This window comes from Lysinibacillus sp. NPDC097195, assembly GCF_044762075.1.
Lineage (GTDB): Bacteria > Bacillota > Bacilli > Bacillales_A > Planococcaceae > Lysinibacillus.
Genome location: NZ_JBIWDP010000001.1, coordinates 697,503 through 720,621, shown reverse-complemented (window position 1 = coordinate 720,621; position 23,119 = coordinate 697,503). Strand labels below are relative to the sequence as shown.

Sequence of the window (23,119 nt, the reverse complement as noted above, 5' to 3'; positions counted from 1 at the left end):
AAGGACCGATAACATGATGCAATATTCCGAAAGAATCTTAAACACACCGTCTTCATTCATCCGTAATATTTTAAAAGTAACGGATGCCGAGGATGTCATTTCCTTTGCTGGGGGGCTTCCAAATCCAATCTCTTTCCCAATTGATGCTTTAAAAGCATCTGTCGACCATGCGATTAGTGAAAATGGCAGTCGCCTATTCCAATATTCATCAACACAAGGGTATGCGCCATTGCGTGAATACATCGCTGCAAAATACCGACGTGTTCACGGATTGGATATCGATGCGGATGATATTTTAATTACAACTGGTTCACAACAAGCACTTGAACTACTTGGGAAAGTACTCATTAATAAAGGTGATGGCATCATTATTGAGGAGCCAGGTTACTTAGGTGCGATTCAAGCCTTTACATTAAGTGAGCCGACATTCCATGGTGTAACTCTAGAAAACGATGGTCTTAATTTGGAAGAATTAGAGCAAGCTTTACAGCAACCTAATGTGAAGTTCATCTATACTGTACCAAACTTCCAAAATCCAACGGGACTTACGTATTCAAAAGAAAAACGTCAACAAATGTATGACATGATTGCGAAATACGATGTTGCATTAATTGAAGACGATCCGTATGGCGAATTACGTTTCCAAGGTGAGCCTCTGCCTTATATCGGTGCCGGAAAACTCGACAATAGTATTTTACTAGGTTCTTTCTCTAAAACAGTAACACCAGGTATGCGTCTTGGCTTTATTATTACGAAAAATAAAGAGTTAATGAAACATATCGAAACAGCGAAACAAGCGACGGATTTACACACTAATATTTTCTCGCAATACGTTATTTATGATTATTTAGCAAACAATGATTATACAGAACATGTTAAAAAAATAATTGCTTTATATAAAAATCAAGCGGATGCCATGTTAGATGCGATGCAAGAATTTTTCCCTGCACATGTGGAATACACACGACCAGAGGGGGGCATGTTCATTTGGGCTACGATGAATAACGGTGCTTCTGCATTGGACGTTTTCAACAAAGCTATGGAACAAAAAGTCGCTTTCGTTCCTGGAGATCCCTTCTACACATCTAAAACAGGCGTTAATACAATGCGTTTAAACTATACAAACGCGACGCCTGAAGTCATTCGCGAAGGCATTAAACGTTTAGGTAGCATTTTATAACAAAAAAGAACCGTACAATCCTTTACGCTTGTACGGTTCTTTTGTTCATTTGTCGGGATAATAGATGGTCATGCTTAACTTTGTTAATGACTCACCTGCATTACGATAAAAGTGTGGTCGGTCAGCTTTGAAACGAATGGCATCACCTTGTGTTAACGTATAGTCATTGTCATTGACGCGAATTAATAAGACCCCTTCAAAAACTGTAATATATTCCTCCGTGCCTTCTTTATGCGCCTCTGCACTTAATTGCCCATCTTGATCAATCTCAATGGTATAAATTTCAAAACGACTCTCCTCTTGAAATGGAAAATTCGGATACACTCTATATTTCCCATCATTCTCTGACAACATTTGAATATCCTTTTTCAACACGACTTCAGTATCCAACTGTGGTTGATGAATGAGGGAAGTAAATGAAACTTTAAGTCCATTGGCGATTTTCCATATTGTTGTAAGTGTCGGGCTGGACTCTCCTCGTTCAATTTGCCCTATCATCGTTTTACTAACGCCGCATAGCTGTGAAACTTTTTCTAAGCTTAATTTTTCTTTTTCTCGAATAGCTTTTAAATTTTTTGCAAAGATAAGATGGATTTCCTCCATGATAATCACCTCACGATATATGTACAATATAACGCACATTATGTATAATAAAAAGCACGACGTTATATTGTTCATTTCGAACATTATAACATACGAATAACAAGGAGGTCGAATATGCCCTACATATCTTTTCTCGTATTTGTAGTGATTACTAGCTTTACACCAGGTCCAAACAATATTATGGCAATGGCGTTTGCCAATCAATATGGATTGCTAAAAACAATTCAGTTTTGTCTAGGTGTTGGCATTGGTTTTTTCACAATAACCGGCTTAAGTTGTTTCTTTAATGTTGCTCTTATGAATGTCATGCCTATTATTACTTTCCCGTTAACCCTATTAGGGGTTGTCTATATGTTATATTTGGCTTTTAAAATATTAACTTCCCAAGACACTGATGAAAATAGCCCTCATTCACTAGAACCTAAACGTAACTTCTTACTTCTGGGCGCCATTCTTCAGTACGTTAATCCGAAAGGCATTTTATTTGGTATCACAGTCGTAGCTACTTATATTCTTCCACATTATTCATCCAATATAAGCTATCTATTATTTTCTTTACTATTAGGTTTTGTCGGTATTTTAAGTACCTTTAGTTGGGCCCTATTTGGCTCTGCTTTTCGCACAGTACTTACCACCTATCGTCAACCATTTAATATTATAATGGCGCTCTTATTACTATATAGTGCCTTTTCAATTATCGTTCATTAATAAAAAAACAACCCACTGTGTACGCTATAGCGTATACAGTGGGTTGTTGTCATGTATAGTATTATTTTGTATAAGTTAACACGGCATTTTTCTTATATTTCGCTAAAGCAGCTGTTGCCTCATTTTTGTTAGTATATTCAAAAATACGAATATTTTTATGTTCAAATACTGTTACAACCCACATTCTAACCTCTCCTTTCGCTTTTGTTTTTGTAATATAACAATCACCTAAATTGTGATTCAAAGAACAAACTGTTTTATAACAACTCTTGCTGATTCTTATTGTACGCTCTTTTTTTAAAAAATAAAGCTTTATGTGAAGCCCTTCACAAACTGTTCATTTTCAAAACGCTTTCATTGAACAATTTGTGAAAATCTAGATATTTTAGGTATAAATTAGAACCAACCCTATTCACTATTCCTTCTCTACTGCATATAAAAAAACCGTTTGGCGCCTTTTCCACGACGTACAAACGGTTTTTCAATTTCAATCATCATGAAGTTGTAGTAGATTTTATTTCATAAAGATGATGATTTTTTACGAACAAAATACTTCTTCTTGCTTTTGTGTTAGCTCAATTTCAAAGCCCAAATCTTCAAGCATACGATAGTCGCTATTGACTTCCTGGCCTGCTGTCGTCAAATAATCCCCGACAAAAATACTATTTGCCGCATACATGCCAAATGGCTGAAGGAAGCCTAAATTGACTTCACGCCCGCCCGAAATTCGAATTTCCTTTGTCGGATTTGTATAGCGGAATAATGCTAATACTTTTAAACAATAACGTGGATTTAATTCTTGTGTCCCTTCTAGTTTCGTGCCATCAATGGCATGTAGAAAGTTCACTGGAATTGAATCCGCATCCAACTGATGCAGTGCTCGAGCAATTTCCACAACATCTTCTGGCGTTTCCTTCATGCCAATAATGGCACCTGAACAAGGAGAAAGTCCATGTTTCTTAACAATTTCCACCGTGTTTACACGATCTTCATACGTGTGGGTAGTTGTAATATAGGAATGATGGCGCTCAGATGTATTTAAATTATGGTTGTAGCGATCCACACCGGCTGCTTTTAATTGTTGTGCTTGTTCTTCTTTTAGTAACCCAAGGCAAGCACATACTTTTAAGCCATACTTTGCTTTAATCTCTTCCACCGCTTCACTAACCACATTCACATCTTTACGCGTTGGGCCACGTCCACTCGCCACGATGCAATACGTACCAATTTTATTATCAAATGCTCGTTTTGCACCAGCTAATATTTCTTCTTTTGTAATAAACGGATATTTGTCAATGGGTGCTGTTGACTTGGAAGACTGCGAACAATAGCCACAATCCTCAGGACAATAACCACTCTTTGCATTCATGATCATATTTAATTTCACTTTTTTGCCGTAATAATGCTTACGAATAGCAAAGGCTCCATCCATTAATTTTAAAATATCATCATCATCACTCTTTAAAATGGCTAATGCCTCTTCATTGCTAATCGTCTTGCCCGCAATGACTTCTTCTGCTAATTGTAACCAATTCATTGAACATTCTCCTTTTCAACTTGCACAAATTTTATGGCTCTTGCGGAGCGAAATACTTTATATAATCGTTCAGCTAAAAGTGCTGAAGCGATTGCTAAGCAAAAGTCAGCCACAATGCTATTGACAAAGCCCACTAAAAAAACATGAGACCAACTTGATTTCATATTTAACCAGAGGTTCAATGCCATATATAAATATGGAACCGCCACTGCGTAAATAATGAGCAACCCTACAATATTTGCAACGATAAAGTGCTTTTTCGTTGGCGCTTCTCGTCGATCAATGATAGTACCGACCACGAATGCTGCAAGTGCGAAGCCTATTAAGTAACCAAAAGTCGGCTGCAATACATATGTAATGCCTCCGCCTTGCGTAAAAACAGGTAAGCCTGCTAAGCCAATGGCAATGTAAACGAATTGGCTTAAAAATCCATTGCGCGCGCCAAGTAAACAACCTGCTAAAAAGACAAAGACAATTTGTAAAGTAAAAGGCACGACTGGCAGTGGAATTTTTATAAATGCACCAACAGCTGTTAAAGCTGCAAACATGGCAATCATCACAAGTGATAGCGTTGATTGTCGTTGTAACATGCCTGATCCTCCCGCTCTGTAAAAAATTGAACGATGGTTTCTTTTGTTGTCTGAATCATAAATTGCATTTCATCGTCTGTAATAATATAAGGTGGCATAAAGTACAAAACATTGCCAAGTGGCCTTATTAGTAATCCTTTTGCCAATGCTCTTTTATAGATTTGATAGCCTATGCGCTCCTCGCTCGGCAAAGGCTCTTTTGATACACGGTTTGCCACTAATTCAATTGCCCCGACCAATCCTACTTGTCGATATTCACCCACAAAAGGCAAGTCAGCAAAAGCTTGCATGGCTATGTTACGCATGCGCTGCCCTTTATCTTGCACAATGGCGATGTATTGCTCTTCTTCAAACATTGTCAATACTTCAAGTGCAACACGGCATGCGAGCGTATTCCCTGTATAACTATGCGAATGTAAAAAAGCCTTCATTGTCGCATAATCATCATAAAACGCCTGATAGACTTCATTTGTTGTTAAGACGACCGACAACGGTAAATAGCCACCTGTTAAACCTTTAGATAAACACATAAAATCAGGTTCAATATCCGCTTGCTCACAGGCAAAAAGTGTACCCGTTCGTCCGAAGCCTACCGCAATTTCATCTGCAATAAGATGGACATCATATTTCGTACATAGCTCCCTTAAGCGCCGCAAATAAATTGCTGGATACATTTTCATTCCCGCCGCTGCTTGAATCAACGGTTCGATAATGACCGCTGTAATATCCATATGATGCTGCATCAACTGCTCCTCAACAAATTGAATACATTGGGCATGGCAACTTTCAGGATGCTGATTGAACGGGCAACGGAAACAGTCAGGCCCCTGTGCTCGTATCGTATCTAGCAATAGTGGTTGATACACTTCATTATAAAGATCTACGCCCCCAACCGCTAACGCGCCGAGTGTTTCACCGTGATAAGCATCTGTTAATGCTAAAAATCGTTTTTTCGTTGTTTTGCCCGTTTGCATATGATATTGAAAACTCATTTTCAAGGCAATTTCAATAGCAGATGAGCCATTATCAGCAAAAAATACCTTTTGTAAACTATGAGGTGTTAACGCTACTAATTTTTGTGCAAGCTTAATGGCAGGTTCATGTGAAAAATTTGCAAAGATTGCATGCTCTAACGTAAATGCTTGGTCACTTAATGCTTGACTAATACGCGGGTTGGCATGTCCAAATAAATTTACCCACCAGGAAGATACTGCATCAAGGTAGCGCTGATTATGTTCATCGTACAACCATACACCTTGTCCCTTTTTAATAACTATCGGTGGGAAGTCCTCATAATCTTTCATTTGGGAGCAAGGATGCCAAACGTGTTGTAAATCACTTTGTTGTAACTCAGACAATACTTGTTTCATGTTTGTACAGCCTTTCAAATAACGATGTGTCAGTTAGAGCATAGTCACCTATTTGGGATAGATCTTCTAGCTTCGGTATCGTCGCAAATGGTAGTGGATGATGCTGTAAAATCGTTTGTATATTGTCTTGCTCCATCGCACTTTCCTTATGTCCGTTAAATACAATGCCTAGCACTTCAATATGACGTTTATTTAATGCTTCTAACGTTAATAGCGTGTGATTAATTGTACCAAGCGATGTTCGTGTTACAACGACGACAGGTAATTTACTTTGAACAATGACATCCACAAGTGTCGTTTTACCATATGTATCTAATGGCACAAAGAGCCCACCTGCTCCTTCACAAATGACAACATCGACAGTGTGCTGTAACTGTTGTATTTGTCTTAATAATCGTTGCGTATCGATTTGCTGCCCCTCTAGTTGAGCAGCAAAATGTGGTGATGCCGCTTCTTTAAACGAATAACCATTCAAATTCTTTCGATCTAGTAGCTGAAGAGAATATTTTTCATACATAGCTGTATCGAAATAATATGACTGTTCGCCATCATTCACTTCACCTGTTTGTACGGGCTTATAGGGCATCACACTTATACCCTGTTTTTGCAAATTGCGCATTAATAATGTGGTGACGAAAGTTTTCCCAACATCTGTATCTGTTCCAACAACCCAAAAATGTCGCATTATAATCTCCCCCTCCATTTAAGTTAACCTAATACATTTTTTAAGTTAACACATTCTTTTTCCTTTTGTAAATGCTCTTTTTTGCATTTTTACTTAAATTATTCTTCATATTCCATTTACAACGTGTGGTAATAAGCACTGTTTATCCAATTTCCAAGAAATATAAAAGGATATTTTGCATACGCTGTAGTATTTAACACAACAGGGGGTGTCACGATGTTTGGTCTATTTAAAGAATCGGAGAAAGACATTGATACATATGAACAAACGAGCACTATTTTACATTCTTTGCTAACATACGAAATAAGAGACTTACCACTACGCTATGAATTTTGGTATCGGGTAGCTATACGGCAGGAAGAGTATCGATCATTACAAGCTGAACATCGAGCAAACATCTCGATGCATACAGCTGTTGGTCGTTTTCATAAAGTCCAATATGAAGCGACAAAGCAAAAATGCGCGAAGCTCGAACGACTAGCGGATGTCTATAAGGTTTTTTGTATCGAAGAAGAACGACAAGCATTAAATCATCGACTACATTTTCACAAGGAAACGATTGCTGAGATTTACCGGCATGTACACAATAAAGAGCTCTATACATATAATGATTCAGTACAGCAACAATTTTGGGAGGCCGTTAGCGAGGACATATTAAAAGCAATTGCCCATCTAGATTAATACTAGATGGGCAATTGCATTGGTCTTGTCATTTTAGAAGTTTATCAATTTCCTTTTCAATTAAAAGCTGGATGCGGCTTTTATCCATCGGCACTAAGCCCATTAAAACATGCAGTGCAAGGCCATCAATAAAGGCATGTAAATGCTGTATTTCATCCTGCACAACTAGTCCCTCTTGTAATAAATTCGCTTGTTGTAAATAACTAAATATTTTCTGAATGCCGTTCAACATATTTTCTTCTGCGGGTGGGTCTCCATTACGAACCTTATACGACACATACTCCAACCACACTTGCATTTCGATAATATGTTGCTCAGATATTGGTACGAGCTCCAAAAGGATCGCTACAATCATTTGCTTGATTGGCAATGGCTTCTGCAAGTGCTTGGCAATACGCTCATTAACTTGCTGCTCCACTAACTCCATCGCAAAAATAATTAATTCTTCCTGCGTGTTAAAATAATAGCGAACAGCTCCTAATGATAATTTCGCCTCCTTTGCTATGGACCGTACTGTAGCACCTTTTAAACCATCCCTTGCAATGACCTTCCAAGTGGCTTGCGCAATACTAGCTTTTCTTTCTTCATGATTCACTATTTTAGGCATATAACTAGTATAGACTATTTTAATACGTTTGTATTATTTAAGATTTTATGGTAATTTTATTTAATACAAGTGTACTAAATAAAAGGGGGATTCTTTATGATTGCTTGGATTATTACAGCCGAAATAGCCTTTTGGGTTGTCATTATATTAGGCCTGATTTGTAGATACCGTTTGAAGAAACCAAAACTGAGCATTGTTTTTTTTGCTTTGACACCTGTAATCGATTTCTTATTAATAGTGCTAACTGTCGTAGACTTACGAGCTGGAACACCCGCTTCCACTTCTCACGGAATTGCCGCTGTGTATATAGGTGTGTCGATTGCCTATGGTAAAACAATGATTGCTTGGGCCGATGAGAAGTTTCAACAATGGTTTTTAAAACAGCCGACCGCTAAAAAAAGATTAACAGGACTAGCGAAAGGAATTCATGAAATAAAAATGCTAGGTCTTCACGTGATTGCATATGCAATTAGTGCTAGTTTTCTATATGCGATGACTGTTTTTATTGGGCAACTCGCAGATACCTCTTCCTTATTACAAGTAATGAAAGTTTGGGGCATCGTTTTAATAGTTGATGCCTTGATTAGTTTTTCTTATATCATTTTCCCTAGTAAAAAATAGCTACTATAATCATTGCAATGATCAATGTATATGCATAGTAAATTGCCTGAAGTTGCTTTAAATAATAAGCCTCGCGCTTGCAAGTGCGAGGCCTTGATTCGTCAATTTTATCCTTAATGATTAGCCATGCCATGTAAAATGATTTCTCTCAATTCCTGTGCTTGGTCTGCTTTAATTGCTACGGAATGATAACGCTTTTTAATGCCAAACATAAAGCTAACTTCTAGTGGTTCTTTTAATTTCAATAGTATTTGCGGATAAGCTTCCCCAAAATCACGGGCGATAAAATCAATAGTATCTTTCGATAATTTTCCTTTTAACAGCTCCGGTTCCGTTTCTATTTTTTCAATCATAGCAAAGCGAATCGTTGCTCGTTTCATTAAACCTAATGAAACATAAAGCGCATCATTTGTTGCATAGACAGGGTTTAAACGCACTGCCTGCATATCAGCTATGAAAAAGATGACAGAATAGATATTAATAATTAACAATAGGATAGACAGTAGCATTGATTTTTCATGTAGCCACCAATGGATTCCGATTGTTTCTATAATAATGGCATGAATCATCATCATTTGAAAGGCAAGATAACTAGAGTTTTTATGCAATGTTATGCCTGCTCGTTCTTTGCGCTTCCAACTTGCCAATCCATAATAAAGAACGAGTAAATCTGCACAAAGCATTTGAATAATCGGATATTTTGGTGCATATTTTGCAACAGCTTGAGGGAACGCAAAAATATCGGGTAGTGTACTTGCTCGTACAGCCGCTAAAATTTTAGGCATATAATAAAAAAGAGTGACAACAAAGACAACTTCTATAACAATTATTGCCCCTTCAATCGCAAATCCTGCCCAAGTCACTGCAACAAAAGGCTGCAAATGTTGAATCGGAATAATAAAGCGGGCCGCAATACAACCTGCAGCAGCTAAAATGATTGCTTGCTTGATGGAAAACTTTCGTTTATACAGCATAAATAACAATGGCATAACGACAATTAAATCGATTAATGAGCCGAGTACAACACCTGCGGTTTCAACTGGTAAAACCGTTGTACCAAGTCCCGTATTATAAAGCGAGTAGTTGCTTATAAATACAATAAATAAGAATGCAAGCCAAATATGTTGCTTCTTTAAAGCCATCATTACAAATCACCCCTTCGAAGGATTTAACAACCCGATTTCACTTCTTATGTTCACTTTATATTATTTGGTATAATTTTCAAACTCTTTCCCAACACAAAATCCAATGATTGTACTCACCATGTCATGAATTAGCCATTTATTATGTAAAAAATTTTTTACGATACACATGTGGTGAATAGCCTGTATACGCCTTAAACTGCTCAATATAGTAACTAACAGTACTAAAGCCAGTTATAGAAGCAATAAAAGTGATGGAGTGCTCACTATCTCGCAACAATTCAATACTTTTTCGTAGACGATAATGTAAAAGGTAGGTAAAAGGCGTCATACCTACAATCTTTTTAAAAAATCGACTACATTCCGCTCTACTTAAAAAAACATGTGTCGCTAAATTTTCAAGTGTTATTTTTTCCTGATAATGGCGATGTATATAATCAAGCATTTCTTTTGCACGCTCATGATGGACAATCATAGAGGGCTGCATCGTTTCTTCGGTTAGTTTGGATTGTCTTAAAATTGCTTCCCACAACGCTAATAATGCACGCCATACTTGCATTTCAAAATAGGCAGGCCGTTGTTGTAAAAGTAGCGCAGTACTTTCCACTGTACGCGCAAGTTCACCTGTAAGTACTACATAGGGCAAACGATTATTTTCTATATATGGGCGGACATAGTGTGCTGTCAATATACTGCCTTCATGACCTCCTAATAATTTCGGGTCAACATTTAGACAAAAAAGTAAGGACTGCTCAACATTTGCGGGCTTGGCTTCATGCAAACACGCTGCATTGACAAACAGACCTTCCCCCTCCTTAAGAAACAAGACATCCCCACCTACGCGATATTCGACACATCCACTTTTCACATAAACAAATTGAATTTCCTTATGCCAATGTAACGGTAAAAAATCCGAGCGATCTAATTGTAAAGACGTTTCATATAATGCCACCGGAAAAGCATGCGAGCCATGTAATGTTAGCTCTTGTAAATCTTTCGCGATTTTAATATGGTTTAATGCCATGCTAATCACCTCAATATATTGATATTTTCAATAGGTTTATTCGATATTTTTTGCGCACGAAGTGCTTTATGATTACTTTATATTGATAGTTTAGGAGATGCTATAGGAATGAATCAACAACAAAATAAAAGCCGGGCCTTTGGTTTTATGCTCGTAATTCTCGGGGCAAGTTTTTGGGGAATTGGTGGAACAGTTGCTCAAAAACTTTTCCAGTATGAACGTATTGAAGTTGGTTGGCTTGTATCTAGTCGACTGCTATTTTCTGGCATTCTGTTAATCGCCATCTACAAAATTACCCATCGCCACCAATCCATTTTTGTTATGTGGCGCACAAAGAAAGATGCGTTTAGACAAATCCTTTTTAGTTTGCTAGGGATGCTTGCAGTGCAATATACATACATGATGTCGATTGCACTCGGCAATTCTGCTGTTGCGACTTTGCTACAATATTTAGCCCCTCTTTTTATCATTGGATTTTATATTATTAGAGGGCATAGTAAATTAACAATGCAAGATAGCATTGCTGTCACATTGACACTTGCTGGCACGACATTATTGCTGACAAACGGTTCCCTTTCCACGCTTTCCGTTCCTATGATGAGTATTGTTTGGGGTGTATTATCTGGTCTTTCCGTTGCATTTTACACATTGTATGCTGTGCCGCTTTTACAGCAATTTCATTCATTACTTGTTGTCGGTTGGGCAATGCTTATTGGGGGTACAACGATGAGTATTTTTTATCAGCCTTGGCATATTGACCTTTCGAACTGGACCTTTGCTACGACTGCATATTTTTTCTTCATTATTCTATTTGGCACAATGCTTGCCTTTTGGTTTTATATAGCCAGTTTACATTATTTAACACCAAAAGAAACGAGCTTACTTGGCAGCTTAGAGCCGTTAATGGCTGTAATCACAAGTGTAGTTTGGCTTCATATTCCGTTTGGAGGCTTCCAAATCATGGGCACATTGCTTATTCTTATTATGATTTTATATCTTACTGTTTTTCAGAAAAAAAGCATTGGGTTGTAATAAAAATCCAAATTTTTAGTTTGTTATAAGGAAATTTGATTATTCAAAAAAATATTAGTCGTAAACTCCTATGTTTGAAAATTCGTACTATGAATTTGTATATAAATTTTACATATTTCATATATCTTTTCTCCTTGATTGTCCAGTATACTAAAAAATATCATGAAATTAAGGAGGCATTTATATGAATAGAAAAGTAATTTTCTTCGAGGTACGCGGAGGCACTGATAAAGGACCCGATGGCTACCGACAAGATACGATGCCGATGGTAAATGCACTCAAACAGCGCGGGCAAGATGCGGAAGTCGTGTTTTTTGATATAACAAAAAAGGACGAAATTTTTGACTATGTAAAAGAACATGGTATTGCCTATGTATCTCGTATTAATCCCGGCAATCTCGAACATGAGGAAGAATATTTTGACATGCTCCGAGATTTATGTGCAGCTGGTATTATTGGCATGCCGCATCCTGATGCTATGATTGGCTACGGTTCAAAAGATGTATTATCAAAATTAGTGTCTACAAACTTAGTTCCGGATGATACTTTTGCCTATTATACGATTGAAGCATTTAAAGCTCAATTCCCTGCCTCTCTTGCGATAACTGAACGCGTATTAAAGCAAAATAGAGGTTCCACTGGTGAAGGTATATGGCGTGTCAAATTAGTCGAGCCTCTACCTGCCGGCACAACAGTTGTACCGCTTGATGCTAAAATTAAATGTACTGAGGCGAAAGATAACCATGTAGAATATTGGCAGTTAGATGCGTTCATGGCTTTTTGCGAACAATATATCACTGGCCCAAATGGCATGTTAATTGATATGCGCTTCCTGCCACGAATTACAGAAGGTGAAATCCGTTTATTTATGTTGCGTGACAAACCTGTTCACGTCGTACATAAAAAGCCTGCCGATACGGAAGATGCCTTTAGTGCGACACTTTTCTCGGGTGCACAATATCGCTACGATAAGCCCGAAGATTGGCAAGAGCTTGTCCAAAACTTTTTAACACAGCTCCCCCTTGTCACAAACTTATTAGGCAATTATGATCTACCGCTTATTTGGACAGCTGATTTCATGCTGGATAATGATGAAGCTGGTAAGGATTGCTACATTTTAGGTGAAATGAATTGTTCTTGTGTGGGCTTCACTTCAGAATTAACGTTGGCCCATCAAGTGGCAGAAGAAATTTTAGCATGCCTTCACGAGCATCGAGAAATGCCCGCATAACCATTACACAAATAAAAAGGCATTGAGGTTTTTATCTCAATGCCTTTTGTGCATGCTTATCTGTACATTTTTATACCTTGAATAAATTCGTAAATAAAGTAACCCGCAAAACCAATCAATAAGATACCTGATATCATTGTCATTGTTTTAATCATCTTACGACTCATCGCTCTTCGGGTAACAGAAACAATTATCATTAAACCTATGTCGTGCAGTAAAATACCACTCAGTATACCAGCTGCTATTACAAGGAAGTTTGCAGACTCACCTTTGTCATACGATTTTGCTAGAACAACACCGAATACATTTACCCAAAAAACAAGATTTCCTGGTGAAATAGCTACTAGTAGCCCATTTCGATACGAGGCGAAAAATGATTTTGTGACCTTTTCACCCGCTAATGTAATATCCTGATCGGCATTTTTTATCGAATCTAGCCCAAGTAAAAACAAAAAACCTGCCCCAATAATCCACATTGGTAGTTGAATAATCGGCATCGCTAATATAGAAGCTAGTCCCATATACAATGCAAAAACTAACACTACATCTACCGTCATACCACCAAGTCCTACCGCCCAGCCATGCATAAAGCCATTTTTTAGCCCTTGCTTTGTCATCTCGACAGTAATGGCTCCAACAGGCATTGCAATAGCAAGTCCAACTAATACATACGCAACATATAAACTCAAACAAACACTTCTTTCATGCAATAAAATAAGCTTCTTACGTCCGTTTATAGGTATATTCTAGCATAAAAATACATTAATGGCTTATTTTTTTCGTGTTTTTTTCGTGCCTGGCACGCAAACAATTTATAAATATTCATTTAAAAATCAGCGTAAATGCCTGCTATTATGCCATTTTATTATGTGCCAGGCACACACACATTTATAAATATACAATTGAAAGACTTCTTCGAGAAAGTATATTTTGTATACACTATGAGGGATTTAGGGATTTTTCATACTATACTAATAGGTTACAGCGACTTATTTACAGCATCTGCTTCTTCCATTGTGCTAGTAAATCCTCAGATTTAGCTATTTCCACCTTTAATGCAAGTTGCTTAGCAGCGCAACGTTTTTTCGCTTTTTGCCAAGCCTCCTCTAGTGCAGGTATGTAGCTTAAATTTTTCGTAGCTGCGACGAGCTGGAAAAGAATATTCCCTTGAATATAGTGCCATCGAGGGTTCATACTATCTAGCTGAATCGCCTCTTCAATAAGGCGCAATGCCAAATAAGGGCTCGCTTCTATGCGATTAATAAATTGCGCAAATGCCCCCCAGTAGAGTGCAGTATTAGGCTGTAGTTTAATTGCCTCCGCATATTGCACCATCGCTTTGTCTAGTTCTTCAGAAAGGACGAAATATTCAGCCATTGTATAGTAAGCATTCGCCTGTGCTTCAATAGATCCTGCTAATAATTCATCCACTACCTGCCCAAATTGCTCATCATCTTGACTACCAATATAGGCGGCGAGGACATCTCTCTCGGGATACGAGCCATCTGCACGTTCCACACTTTGCTTTACATTGCTTGCAGTTGGGATTGGCATATTGGCATAGCCATTTGCCTCTAATAGCGCCACATGCTGCTGAATCATGGCAAACGACTCATTCGCTGTAAATGATTCATTTCCTAACAATGCTTTCGCTAACATATAGCTTTCTTTTACTTGTCCACTGACAAATAATTCATTTACTTGTTGTACTTGCTCTTCAAAATGTTTTATCACCATATACTCCTCACCTTCACAAAAACAAAAGTCATATAGGTAGTTTACCATCTTTATAGAGAAAAACAGTAATTATCAAGAAAACCAATGCATCTTAAACCCTTTTTCTTAATATAACTAAGGTCAACCTATTATTGCGTCTTTAAAATAAGCCATGCAACGGTGAATGGTCTATCACACCGTAACAAAGACTTATTTAAACGGTAAAGAAACATCACCCTGCTCTTAAATATTATGGAATAAGTGGGTAATAGTAGTTATTGTTTGGATATTTTTCTGAATTATGAGATAATTGAAGGAAATTTCTTCATCTTTAGGCCGAGTAAATTTCATTTTAGGAGGGGCTTGCTATGAATCGACGTTTTCAACTGTTCTTACTGATTATGGGCAATTTAATTATACTAGGAGCCATATTCATTTATGCTTTACAAAGTCAAGTACAAGTGGCCTTCAGCACCTATGGCCTCGTGATGGGGTTATTAAGCACCCTGCTAATTATTATCTTTTATTTATGGGGTGACGAAGAGCCCCACATAACTGATTGAGTGCCAGGCACTCACACAATTCTCACACAATTTATGAATTGTCCACTATAAAGCTATGGATGCTCCTGCTCAGAAGGCCATGACGTATGCACAGGTAGCCAAAGGAACCCTGTGTTTGGCTTGCTGAATGCTGTGCCAGGCACTCACACAATTCTCACACAATTTTAGGAGATAACTATGAAGCTCTCCCCTTCGATTTAGCTAATAACATGTTGAAATAAAAATTTTTTTGTAGAATTTTAAAAACAATGATTGAGTAGTAAAACAAATTTCTGTATAATCAGCTTGTTTGACAATACTTTATATGAACTTGGGGGTAGACAATTGGGTAAAGCATTGATTATAGGAGCTGGCGGAGTAGCCAGTGTTGTGGTACACAAGTGTGTTCAAAATTCGGACGTATTTGAGGAAATTTGTATCGCAAGTAGAACTGTTTCAAAATGTGACGCTCTAAAAGAAAAACTAGACGGCGGAAAAACAAAGATTCATACTGCACAGGTAGACGCTGACAATACGGATGAATTAATCGAACTTATTAAAAGTTTCGGACCAGATGTTGTCATTAACGTAGCGTTACCTTATCAGGACTTAACGATTATGGATGCTTGCTTAGCGACAGGTGTGCACTATGTGGATACTGCAAACTACGAGCCACCTGAAACGGCAAAATTTGAATATAAATGGCAATGGGCTTATAAAGAAAAGTTTGAAAAAGCTGGCTTAACGGCATTACTTGGTAGTGGTTTTGATCCAGGTGTAACAGGCGTATTCACTGCACATGCTCAAAAACATGAATTCGACGAAATCCACTACATCGATATCGTAGATGCCAACGCTGGTGACCACGGTTATCATTTCGCAACAAACTTCAATCCAGAAATCAATATTCGCGAAATTACAGCGAATGGTCGTTACTGGAAAGAAGGCGAGTGGATTGAAACAGCACCACTTGAGAAAAAAGAAGTTTACAACTTACCAGAAATCGGACCAAAAGATATTTACCTGCTGTACCATGAAGAATTAGAATCAATTGCTAAAAACATTAAAGGTCTTAAGCAAATTCGATTCTGGATGACATTCTCTGAAAAATACTTAACACACTTAAAAGTATTAGAAAATGTTGGCATGACTTCAATTGAGCCAATCGAATTTGAAGGACAAATGATTCAGCCAATCCACTTCTTGAAAGCGGTTTTACCAGATCCAGCATCACTAGGGCCACGTACAAAAGGTAAAACAAATATCGGCTGTATTATTCGTGGTTTAAAAGATGGCAAAGAAAAAACGTACTACGTCTATAACGTATGTGACCATGAAGCGTGCTATAACGAAGTTGGTTCACAAGCGATTTCTTACACAACTGGCGTACCAGCAATGATCGGTGCAATGCTTGTGATGAACGGTCAATGGCAAAAGCCAGGCGTATGGAACGTAGAAGAATTCGATCCAGATCCATTTATGGACGCTTTAAATAAATGGGGTCTACCATGGCAAGAAAGCCATAACCCAGAATTACTCGACTTAGAGATCGAAACGAAGGAACATAGCCGATGAAACCAATTGATTTCACAAAAGTTCCATCTCCTTCCTATGTAGTAGATGAAAGACTATTAACAAAAAACCTTGAGCTTCTAAAGTCGATACAAGATCGTACTGGCTGCCGTATTTTACTTGCACTAAAAGGGTTTTCAATGCATTCAACATTCCCTTTAGTCGGTGAATACTTAGCTGGTATTACTTCAAGTTCTCTATTTGAAGCGCGTCTTGGCTATGAAAAATTGGGCAAAGAAGTTCATGTGTATGCACCTGCTTACGTAGAGCATGAAATGGACGAGCTTCTTGGCTATGTGGATCACATCGTCTTTAACTCATTTAACCAATGGGCCCAATATAAGGATAAAGTAAAGGCTGCTGGTAAAACAATCGAATGTGGTATTCGTGTAAACCCTGAGTACTCTGAAATTGAGACAGCGCTATACGATCCCTGCTATACGAATTCTCGTCTTGGTACAACATTAGCGAACTTCGACAAATCTCAGCTTGAAGGTATTGATGGCTTACACTTCCACGCGATGTGTGAGCAAAACTCTGATACATTAGAGCGCATTATTGAAAAAGTCGAAGAAAAATTCGGTGATGTTTTACACCAAATGAAATGGCTAAACTTCGGCGGGGGTCACCATATTACGCGTGAAGATTATGACGTTGAGAAACTAGTGCAGATCATTAATTATATTCAAGATAAGTACAATCTCCTTGTTTATTTAGAACCTGGTGAAGCAGTAGCGCTTAATACAGGTTATTTAGTAGCAACGGTTCTTGATGTTCAGAAAAACGGCATGGATTTAGCAATTTTAGACACATCGGCAACTTGTCATATGCCAGACGTGCTCGAAATGCCCTACCGTCCGATGATTATCGGTTCAGGTCAAGCTAATGAGTTAGCTTACACATATCGTCTTGGTGGACTTACATGTCTTGCTGGAGATGTAATCGGTGACTACTCATTTGAAGAGCCTCTAAAACCAGGGGATCGTCTTGTGTTTACAGATATGGCCCACTACTCAATGGTAAAAAACCATATGTTTAATGGTGTCAACCTACCGTCTATCGTTTCTTATAACGATGAAGAAGGTATTAAAGTTATTCGTGAATTTAAGTTTGAAGATTATAGTGGTCGACTTTCTTAATACAAATGAAAACCCCCTCCAACTTTGGAGGGGGTTTTTAAGATGCATTACACTTCAATATTTTCTTTTTCGTTTTCCAACATTTTGTGTAAATAATTGATGATTTCACGAATACCATCTAAAGAATTTACAAGAATTTTAGGATCTACATACGTAATCATACGGTTTTCTAAATTGGCTACAGCCGTAAAGTAACGTGTTTTTGAATAATTAACAAGCCCCATTTGTTTTAAAATAGACTCATCTAAATCAAGAATTTCACGTGCCTCTGTTACAAGCAACCCGTAGTTCACGACATCCGTATTAAGCACAATAATACGTGCTGTAGCCGCATTTGACGAACGATTATAAAGAATACGCTCAAAATCTAATACAGGAATTAGCTCTCCGCGATTTCTAGTAAATCCTAATAAATAATTAGGTAAATGGGGAATTGGCGTTATTTGTTCTAATTTTTCAATGGATATCGCTTGCTCTACCGGTACAGCATATTCTTCTGTACCACAAGCAAAAACGACTGCCTTTACACTTTCCATGAGGTCACTTCCTTCTATGTTATTACTCGTGTTTAGTTGTTTCTTTCACGATTTCAACAAGCAAATCTGCCAGTTTTTCTAATTCTTCCACAGGAATCTTTTCATTTGTCGTATGGATATCTTCATATCCTACCGATAAGTTGACTGTAGGGATACCAAAGCCTGCAATAATATTAGCATCTGACCCTCCGCCGGAAATACCTAACTGTGGTGTACGTTCAATATTGCGTGCTGCTGCCATCGCTACTTGTACAACTTTATCTGATTCTGTAACACGGAAGCCCGGATACATAAGTTTTACTTCTACTTCCGCACGTGCGCCCATTGCAGCTGCCACTTGCTCGAACGTATCTTGCATATGTTTTGTTTGGGCATCTAGTTTTGTCTTATCGATTGAACGCGCTTCTGCTAGTATTGTCACTTCATCACAGACGATATTCGTTGCTTGACCACCTTCAAAGCGACCAATATTGGCAGTTGTTTCCTCATCTAAACGGCCAAGCTTCATTTGTGCAATACATTTTGAAGCAACCGTTATGGCCGACACGCCTTTTTCTGGAGCGACACCTGCATGCGCTGTTTTCCCAATAATTTTTGTGAAAATTTTCGCTTGGAATGGCGCTGCTGTCACGATTCCTCCAACTTTGCCATCACTATCAACAGCAAAGCCATATTTTGCGCGAATCACCGTTGGATCTAATTCTTTGGCACCTACTAGGCCACTTTCTTCCCCAGCTGTAATGATGAACTCGATATCACCATGTTCGATTTGTTGCTCTTTTAATCGTTTTGCCATTTCCAACATGGCAGCTATACCTGCTTTATCGTCAGCACCTAAAATCGTTGTACCGTCGGAAACGATATAGCCATCTTCACGAAGGGCTGGTTTAATGCCCTTTCCCGGAACTACCGTATCCATATGTGAAGTGAAATAGATAGGCTCGATATGTAAAGAACCTTTTAATGTCGCGATTATATTGCCAGCACCGTGCCCATTACGCGTATGTGCATCATCTTGCACTACTGTAAAACCAAGAGCTGTTAATTTGTCGATTAAAACGGGCGCAATAAGCTGTTCATGTTTTGTTTCTGAATCAATTTGTACGAGCTCGAAAAACTCTTCTACTAGACGACTTGTCATGTTGTAAGACTCCCTTGATTTACGTGTTTGTCCACGTCATAATATATGTATTAGTTTAGCACAATGACAGAAGAGTTGGAATAATACGCTAGTCGCAACTTCTTTATTTTGTATAATCCATCATAAAAAGCCTGTGAAAAGAGTATAAATAGCTCTTCCCACAGGCTTTTTATGTTTGTAAAATTGCTGCTTTTTCCTTTTGTAATGCTTGTAAATAGCCCTGTGCTTTATTATGTTTTTCCTGCAAACGTCTAATCGTATTATGTACATCATCCTGTACACGAGATACTTGCTCTCTTGCCGTAGAAATTTTGGAATGCACGGACCAAGCAGAAAAAATATCATCAAAGAAATAGTCGGCAAATTTTACAAAGCCATCTGTCTCTACGTGTAATGTTGTAGTAGACATATCTTGAATGTCTAGTAATTCGTTGTGAAAGCGCTGCAAAGCAATTTGCGCATCATGAAGTTGGCTCTCTGTCTCATCAAGCGCTTCATGCTTTAAATGCGTGGCAATAAGGCCACCACCAATAAACGTATCCCAAATTGAATAGCCATTAGCTGAATGCAATGATGCTGCTGCCTGCCCTAGTTTAGTAAGCGCAATATCGCCCGCTTCTTCAGCTTCTATAATCTCAATAATCAGCTGCTTGGTTATGACTTCTTCATTGGCTAGCTGCTCTAATTGTAGTGCTTGCTGGGGATCATGTAGGTGGAGATAGCTTTTCTTTTTTACATGTAGAGTGCTTAAAGCTTCCTGTAGTTGTTTTTCATTTATTTGGGCAATTTTTAAATTGACCTGACTAAGATCAACTGTTAAGTCTTTTTGCATCTTTTTCGATTCATTGATTTTTAATTCTAAAATTACTGCTTTGTCGACTTTTTCTGCAAGGAGCTCATCTTGTTGCCCCGTCCATGTTCGAATCATATTCATAAATGAAAAGCCCTCTAGCTTTTGAAGTTTTAGTCGAATTTGATTGAGTTCTACAGAATGTTTGGTAATCTCTTGTTCTACATGTGCAATTTGCCCTTCAATTAAAAGCTGTTGTTCACTTAATCTCTTAGCACTTCTTAGCTGTCCATGAAGTTTTTCCTGCTCCGTCTGTAATTGTTGCCATTCCATTCATCTCAACTCCCCTTTTCTATTTGTACGAATGAGCGAACGAAATGTTTCAATTATCTGCCATTTTATAAAAAAATTTTACGATTGTCTTTCATACAAAAACCCAACAACCAAGTAGCTGTTGGGTTTCACTAGCGTTATAGCGGAATATTTCCGTGTTTTTTCTCTGGACGTGTTTCGTGTTTGTTTGACAACATGTCCAAAGCTTGGATAAGTTTGATACGTGTGTCACGAGGATCAATAACATCATCCACCATACCGCGAGATGCTGCAACGTATGGGTTAGCGAATTTCTCTTTGTACTCTTCAATTTTTGCTGCACGCGTTGCTTCTGGATCTTCAGACTTTGCAATTTCACGCGCGAAAATAATGTTTGCTGCACCTGCTGCACCCATAACGGCAATCTCTGCATTTGGCCAAGAGAATACTAGGTCAGCACCGATAGATTTAGAGTTTAATGCAACATAAGCTCCACCATATGCTTTACGTAAGATGACTGTAATTTTTGGTACCGTTGCTTCTGAATAAGCATACAGGATTTTTGCACCATGGCGGATAATACCACCGTGCTCTTGTTTTACGCCAGGGAAGAACCCAGAAACGTCTTCAAATGTAATAATTGGTACATTGTATGCATCACACGTACGAATAAAGCGAGCTGCTTTATCAGAAGAATCGATATCAAGACCACCTGCTAATACTTTCGGTTGGTTACAAACTAGCCCTACTGATTCACCTGCGATACGCGCAAAACCTACTACTACATTTTTCGCAAATTCAGCATGCACTTCCATAAATGAACCTTCATCAACTACTTGTTCCACTACTTTACGCACATCGTAAGGACGCGTAGTTTCGATTGGCACCGTATCAACGATTTCCGGACGGTAATCGTCACCTTCTGGACGTGCTTGACGAGGTGCTTTTTCTTTATTATTTTGAGGTAAGTAACTTAATAATTGTTTAATTTGATCAATGGCCGCTTCTTCAGAAGGTGCGCGGAAGTGAGCGTTACCACTTACGGCATTATTTACCTTCGAACCACCAAGGTCTTCCGCAGAGATTTTTTCACCCGTTACCGTTTCAATTACTTTCGGTCCAGTAATGAACATTTGAGATGTTTTATCAACCATTAGGATAAAGTCTGTGATTGCCGGCGAATAAACGGCTCCACCTGCACATGGCCCCATAATTACGGAGATTTGCGGAATAACTCCAGAGTAAATCGCATTACGGTAGAAAATATGTCCATAACCATCAAGAGAAAGGACACCCTCCTGAATACGTGCGCCACCTGAATCATTAATGCCGATGAATGGTGTACCATTTTTCGCTGCAAGGTCCATTACTGTCGCCATTTTTTTAGCGTGCATTTCACCAAGTGCTCCACCGAATACAGTGAAATCTTGGGAGAATAAGTATACTGGACGTCCGTTAATTTTACCGAAACCTGTTACTACGCCGTCACCAGGGCCTTCTAGTTTATCCATTCCGAAGTCTACAGTACGGTGTGTAATGAATGGGTTAATCTCGAAAAACGTACCTTCATCTAGCAATAATTCAATACGTTCACGAGCAGTTAGTTTACCTTTTTCATGTTGCTTTTCAATGCGCTCATAGCCACCGCCAAGCTCAATTACTGTCTTACGATCATATAAGTCATTAATTTTATCGAACATATCCATATTAATCACTTTTCCCCTTTTCCACTTTTATCACATAATTCATATAGCACGCCGAAAGATGATTTAGGATGCATAAAAGCAACTTCTGCACCACCAGCACCTGGTCCTGGCTCTTCTGACAATAGGCGTACACCTTTTTCACGAAGTTCTGCCATACGTTCACGAATGCCTGTTACTCCGAATGCAACATGGTGAATGCCTTCGCCACGTTTTTCGATGAATCCGTGAATCGTGCTTTTTTCGCTCATCGGTTCTAGTAATTCAAGTTTCACATTGCCAGCGTCAATAAAAGCAACACGAACTTGCTGAGATTCAACCTCTTCTACTTTTAGTAACTTTAAACCTAAAGTTTCTGTATAATATGTAATGCGTTCATCAAGATCACGCACCGCAATCCCGATATGGTCTACTTTCTCCATGGTGACATCTCCTTCTGTTATGGTACATACCCTATTTTACAGATTTTTTTGTCAAAACTCTACTACTTGAGAAATTTTTCAGATTTGCTAAACTATTTATAAGAAAAGAAGGAGCGAACGAGCATATGAGTAATAAAAAATTTCAAAAAATTGTTGTTTATGCGATGATTGCTATTATGATAATCTCATCTCTTGCATTCGGTTTATCGATGCTAGTTTAAGAAAGCGCGAAGCG

General features: G+C 38.3%; 26 protein-coding genes. 10 read left to right on the top strand and 16 right to left on the bottom strand.

What is annotated here, in order from left to right; all coding sequences use genetic code 11:
• Positions 1 to 16 precede the first annotated feature (16 nt).
• Complete coding sequence (locus ACIQXI_RS03635; RefSeq protein WP_402925648.1) at positions 17 to 1,180, top strand: aminotransferase-like domain-containing protein; 1,164 nt, start codon at positions 17 to 19, stop codon at positions 1,178 to 1,180.
• A gap of 45 nt (positions 1,181 to 1,225) precedes the next feature.
• Here the strand turns inward: ACIQXI_RS03635 and ACIQXI_RS03630 are convergent, their stop codons facing one another.
• Positions 1,226 to 1,783, bottom strand: coding sequence for a helix-turn-helix domain-containing protein (locus tag ACIQXI_RS03630; protein WP_402921727.1), 558 nt, complete (start codon positions 1,781 to 1,783; stop codon positions 1,226 to 1,228).
• A gap of 114 nt (positions 1,784 to 1,897) precedes the next feature.
• Between ACIQXI_RS03630 and ACIQXI_RS03625 the strand changes: the two genes are divergently transcribed.
• Entirely contained in the window at positions 1,898 to 2,491 is a 594-nt protein-coding gene (locus ACIQXI_RS03625) for a LysE family translocator (RefSeq protein ID WP_402921726.1), read from the top strand.
• 61 nt (positions 2,492 to 2,552) lie between these two features.
• On the opposite strand, the gene ACIQXI_RS03620 is transcribed toward ACIQXI_RS03625, so the two are convergent.
• The 5 genes from ACIQXI_RS03620 to bioD all read right to left on the bottom strand — a co-directional run bounded on the left by ACIQXI_RS03620 (position 2,553) and on the right by bioD (position 6,673).
• Positions 2,553 to 2,675, bottom strand: a complete 123-nt coding sequence (locus ACIQXI_RS03620) for a hypothetical protein (protein ID WP_402921724.1) — start codon at positions 2,673 to 2,675, stop codon at positions 2,553 to 2,555.
• A 354-nt stretch (positions 2,676 to 3,029) separates the two neighbouring features.
• On the bottom strand, positions 3,030 to 4,028 hold the full coding sequence (bioB, locus tag ACIQXI_RS03615) for a biotin synthase BioB (protein WP_402921722.1): 999 nt from the start codon (positions 4,026 to 4,028) through the stop codon (positions 3,030 to 3,032).
• Entirely contained in the window at positions 4,025 to 4,618 is a 594-nt protein-coding gene (locus ACIQXI_RS03610) for a biotin transporter BioY (protein WP_402921720.1), read from the bottom strand. Before ACIQXI_RS03610 ends, bioB begins: the two co-directional genes overlap by 4 nt.
• Positions 4,585 to 5,988 carry an adenosylmethionine--8-amino-7-oxononanoate transaminase gene (gene bioA / locus ACIQXI_RS03605; protein ID WP_402921718.1) on the bottom strand — a complete coding sequence of 468 codons (1,404 nt, stop codon included), beginning with the start codon at positions 5,986 to 5,988 and terminating at the stop codon, positions 4,585 to 4,587. Before bioA ends, ACIQXI_RS03610 begins: the two co-directional genes overlap by 34 nt.
• Positions 5,969 to 6,673, bottom strand: coding sequence for a dethiobiotin synthase (gene bioD / locus ACIQXI_RS03600; RefSeq protein ID WP_402921716.1), 705 nt, complete (start codon positions 6,671 to 6,673; stop codon positions 5,969 to 5,971). Before bioD ends, bioA begins: the two co-directional genes overlap by 20 nt.
• 216 nt (positions 6,674 to 6,889) lie before the next feature.
• Here bioD and ACIQXI_RS03595 point away from each other — a divergent pair, with 216 nt between their 5' ends.
• Positions 6,890 to 7,354 carry a hypothetical protein gene (locus ACIQXI_RS03595; RefSeq protein ID WP_402921715.1) on the top strand — a complete coding sequence of 155 codons (465 nt, stop codon included), beginning with the start codon at positions 6,890 to 6,892 and terminating at the stop codon, positions 7,352 to 7,354.
• A 28-nt stretch (positions 7,355 to 7,382) separates the two neighbouring features.
• On the opposite strand, the gene ACIQXI_RS03590 is transcribed toward ACIQXI_RS03595, so the two are convergent.
• Entirely contained in the window at positions 7,383 to 7,949 is a 567-nt protein-coding gene (locus ACIQXI_RS03590; RefSeq protein ID WP_402921713.1) for a TetR/AcrR family transcriptional regulator, read from the bottom strand.
• Positions 7,950 to 8,057: 108 nt separating this feature from the next.
• Here ACIQXI_RS03590 and ACIQXI_RS03585 point away from each other — a divergent pair, with 108 nt between their 5' ends.
• Positions 8,058 to 8,582 (top strand): hypothetical protein, encoded by a 525-nt coding sequence (locus ACIQXI_RS03585; protein WP_402921711.1) that lies wholly within the window; start codon positions 8,058 to 8,060, stop codon positions 8,580 to 8,582.
• A 113-nt stretch (positions 8,583 to 8,695) separates the two neighbouring features.
• Here ACIQXI_RS03585 and ACIQXI_RS03580 read toward each other — a convergent pair whose 3' ends face one another.
• The gene (locus tag ACIQXI_RS03580; RefSeq protein ID WP_402921709.1) at positions 8,696 to 9,727 is read right to left on the bottom strand and encodes a beta-carotene 15,15'-monooxygenase; all 1,032 of its coding nucleotides are present in this window, start codon (positions 9,725 to 9,727) and stop codon (positions 8,696 to 8,698) included.
• A 139-nt stretch (positions 9,728 to 9,866) separates the two neighbouring features.
• The gene (locus tag ACIQXI_RS03575) at positions 9,867 to 10,748 is read right to left on the bottom strand and encodes an AraC family transcriptional regulator (protein ID WP_402921708.1); all 882 of its coding nucleotides are present in this window, start codon (positions 10,746 to 10,748) and stop codon (positions 9,867 to 9,869) included.
• 108 nt (positions 10,749 to 10,856) lie between these two features.
• On the opposite strand from ACIQXI_RS03575, the gene ACIQXI_RS03570 reads away from it, so the two are divergent.
• Both ACIQXI_RS03570 and ACIQXI_RS03565 read left to right on the top strand, forming a co-directional pair.
• A complete protein-coding gene (locus ACIQXI_RS03570; protein WP_402921706.1) occupies positions 10,857 to 11,780 on the top strand; it encodes an EamA family transporter in 924 nt (307 codons plus the stop codon).
• A 184-nt stretch (positions 11,781 to 11,964) separates the two neighbouring features.
• On the top strand, positions 11,965 to 13,011 hold the full coding sequence (locus ACIQXI_RS03565; RefSeq protein WP_402921704.1) for a Cj0069 family protein: 1,047 nt from the start codon (positions 11,965 to 11,967) through the stop codon (positions 13,009 to 13,011).
• Positions 13,012 to 13,067: 56 nt separating this feature from the next.
• Here ACIQXI_RS03565 and ACIQXI_RS03560 read toward each other — a convergent pair whose 3' ends face one another.
• Both ACIQXI_RS03560 and ACIQXI_RS03555 read right to left on the bottom strand, forming a co-directional pair.
• A complete protein-coding gene (locus tag ACIQXI_RS03560; RefSeq protein ID WP_402921702.1) occupies positions 13,068 to 13,700 on the bottom strand; it encodes a LysE family transporter in 633 nt (210 codons plus the stop codon).
• Between the two features lie 304 nt (positions 13,701 to 14,004).
• Positions 14,005 to 14,748 (bottom strand): tetratricopeptide repeat protein, encoded by a 744-nt coding sequence (locus ACIQXI_RS03555; protein WP_402921701.1) that lies wholly within the window; start codon positions 14,746 to 14,748, stop codon positions 14,005 to 14,007.
• A 347-nt stretch (positions 14,749 to 15,095) separates the two neighbouring features.
• Here ACIQXI_RS03555 and ACIQXI_RS03550 point away from each other — a divergent pair, with 347 nt between their 5' ends.
• The 3 genes from ACIQXI_RS03550 to nspC all read left to right on the top strand — a co-directional run bounded on the left by ACIQXI_RS03550 (position 15,096) and on the right by nspC (position 17,980).
• Positions 15,096 to 15,290, top strand: a complete 195-nt coding sequence (locus ACIQXI_RS03550; protein ID WP_402921699.1) for a hypothetical protein — start codon at positions 15,096 to 15,098, stop codon at positions 15,288 to 15,290.
• 324 nt (positions 15,291 to 15,614) lie between these two features.
• On the top strand, positions 15,615 to 16,844 hold the full coding sequence (locus ACIQXI_RS03545) for a saccharopine dehydrogenase family protein (RefSeq protein WP_402921698.1): 1,230 nt from the start codon (positions 15,615 to 15,617) through the stop codon (positions 16,842 to 16,844).
• Positions 16,841 to 17,980 (top strand): carboxynorspermidine decarboxylase, encoded by a 1,140-nt coding sequence (nspC, locus tag ACIQXI_RS03540; protein WP_402921696.1) that lies wholly within the window; start codon positions 16,841 to 16,843, stop codon positions 17,978 to 17,980. Before ACIQXI_RS03545 ends, nspC begins: the two co-directional genes overlap by 4 nt.
• A 47-nt stretch (positions 17,981 to 18,027) precedes the next feature.
• Here nspC and ACIQXI_RS03535 read toward each other — a convergent pair whose 3' ends face one another.
• The 5 genes from ACIQXI_RS03535 to mce all read right to left on the bottom strand — a co-directional run bounded on the left by ACIQXI_RS03535 (position 18,028) and on the right by mce (position 22,884).
• Positions 18,028 to 18,516: a chemotaxis protein CheW gene (locus ACIQXI_RS03535; RefSeq protein ID WP_402921695.1), complete on the bottom strand. Its 489-nt coding sequence runs from the start codon at positions 18,514 to 18,516 to the stop codon at positions 18,028 to 18,030.
• Positions 18,517 to 18,538: 22 nt separating this feature from the next.
• On the bottom strand, positions 18,539 to 19,657 hold the full coding sequence (locus tag ACIQXI_RS03530; RefSeq protein WP_402921693.1) for a M20/M25/M40 family metallo-hydrolase: 1,119 nt from the start codon (positions 19,655 to 19,657) through the stop codon (positions 18,539 to 18,541).
• A gap of 169 nt (positions 19,658 to 19,826) precedes the next feature.
• Positions 19,827 to 20,780 (bottom strand): hypothetical protein, encoded by a 954-nt coding sequence (locus ACIQXI_RS03525; protein WP_402921691.1) that lies wholly within the window; start codon positions 20,778 to 20,780, stop codon positions 19,827 to 19,829.
• A 137-nt stretch (positions 20,781 to 20,917) separates the two neighbouring features.
• Positions 20,918 to 22,465 carry an acyl-CoA carboxylase subunit beta gene (locus tag ACIQXI_RS03520; RefSeq protein WP_402921690.1) on the bottom strand — a complete coding sequence of 516 codons (1,548 nt, stop codon included), beginning with the start codon at positions 22,463 to 22,465 and terminating at the stop codon, positions 20,918 to 20,920.
• Positions 22,466 to 22,470: 5 nt separating this feature from the next.
• Entirely contained in the window at positions 22,471 to 22,884 is a 414-nt protein-coding gene (gene mce / locus ACIQXI_RS03515; RefSeq protein ID WP_402921688.1) for a methylmalonyl-CoA epimerase, read from the bottom strand.
• A 125-nt stretch (positions 22,885 to 23,009) separates the two neighbouring features.
• Between mce and prli42 the strand changes: the two genes are divergently transcribed.
• Positions 23,010 to 23,105 carry a stressosome-associated protein Prli42 gene (prli42, locus tag ACIQXI_RS03510; protein ID WP_402921686.1) on the top strand — a complete coding sequence of 32 codons (96 nt, stop codon included), beginning with the start codon at positions 23,010 to 23,012 and terminating at the stop codon, positions 23,103 to 23,105.
• Positions 23,106 to 23,119: the final 14 nt, after the last annotated feature.